Below are 1,325 nucleotides of genomic sequence, written 5' to 3' on the forward strand. Positions count from 1 at the left end.
TGCACACCGCAGCACAGCTGGAACTCCGACCACATGGTGACCAACCTGTTCCTCTACCACCTGCAGCGGCACAGCGACCACCACGCCAACCCCACCCGGCGCTACCAGACGCTGCGCAGCTTCGACGACTCGCCGAACCTGCCGGCCGGATACGGAGCGCTGATCGGGGTGACCTACTTCCCGCCGGTGTGGCGCAAGCTGATGGATCACCGGGTGCTCGAGCACTACGCCGGTGACATCACCCGGGCCAACATCCACCCCCGGGTGCGCGGCAAGGTACTGGCTCGCTACGGGGCGGTGGCCTGATGGCGGTTTATGAATGCCCGGGCTGCGGCTACCGCTACGACGAGGTCAACGGGGAACCCCGCGAGGGATTCCCGGCCGGCACGCCGTGGCAGCAGATTCCCGACGACTGGACCTGCCCGGACTGCGCGGTACGCGAAAAGCTGGATTTCGAAGTGATCGGAGTGAACTCATGAGCGACTACAAACTGTTCCGGTGCCTGCAGTGCGGCTTCGAATACGACGAGGCGCTGGGCTGGCCGGAAGACGGCATCGAGCCCGGCACCCGCTGGGCCGACATCCCCGAGGACTGGAGCTGCCCGGACTGCGGCGCGGCCAAGGCGGACTTCGAGATGGTGGAAGTGGTCCGGCCGTGAGCGGAGTGGTCATCGTCGGGGCGGGCCTGGCGGCGGTACGCACCGCCGAACAGCTTCGGCGCAACGGCTTTGGCGACCCGATCACGATCGTCGGCGCCGAAGCTCACCCGCCCTACGACCGGCCGCCGCTGTCCAAGCAGATGCTGCGCGGCGAGGTGGAGGACCCAAACGACATAGCTTTGAAACCGGCGAGTTTCTACGACGACAACGGCATCACCTTGCGCCTCGGTGTCCCGGCTCTCGGTATCGACGCCGCGGCGCACACCGTGGAGCTGGCCGATGGACAGCTGATCGGCTACCAGCAGTTGGTGATCGCCACCGGCCTGGTGCCCAACCGCATTGCGGCGTTCGGCGACCTGGACGGCCTCTGCGTGCTGCGCTCGCTCGACGACTGTGTGGCGCTGCAGCGCCGGGCCGCGAGCGCACGCCGCGCCGTGGTGATCGGCGCCGGCTTCATCGGATGCGAGGTGGCCGCCAGCCTGCGCGGCCTGGGTGTGCAGGTGACGCTGGTGGAGCCGCAGCCCGCACCGCTGGCCGGCGTGCTCGGCGAGCAGGTCGGGGCGTTGATCGCCCGGCTGCACCGCGATGAGGGCGTCGACGTGCGCACCGGCGTGACAGTGGACGCCGTCTCCGGCGGCAACGGCGTCGAGTCTGTCTCTTATACACA

Annotated in this window: 3 protein-coding genes and 1 pseudogene; all 4 read left to right on the forward strand. The window is 68.5% G+C overall.

The features are described 5' to 3' along the window. Nucleotides 1–306, forward strand: a pseudogene (locus tag LI94_RS21200) (alkane 1-monooxygenase); the annotation flags it as partial. Beyond that, nucleotides 306–479, forward strand: a complete 174-nt coding sequence (locus LI94_RS21205; RefSeq protein ID WP_024443034.1) for a rubredoxin — start codon at nt 306–308, stop codon at nt 477–479. The pseudogene LI94_RS21200 and the gene LI94_RS21205, both read left to right, overlap by 1 nt. Further along, nucleotides 476–658, forward strand: a complete 183-nt coding sequence (locus LI94_RS21210; protein ID WP_024443033.1) for a rubredoxin — start codon at nt 476–478, stop codon at nt 656–658. Before LI94_RS21205 ends, LI94_RS21210 begins: the two co-directional genes overlap by 4 nt. Further along, nucleotides 655–1,325 (forward strand): FAD-dependent oxidoreductase (locus LI94_RS21215; protein WP_192831019.1); only part of this gene is annotated, 671 nt, incomplete at its 3' end. The genes LI94_RS21210 and LI94_RS21215, both read left to right, overlap by 4 nt.

This window comes from Mycobacterium sp. UM_Kg27 (assembly GCF_000972905.1).
In the GTDB taxonomy this organism is placed as follows: Bacteria; Actinomycetota; Actinomycetes; order Mycobacteriales; family Mycobacteriaceae; genus Mycobacterium.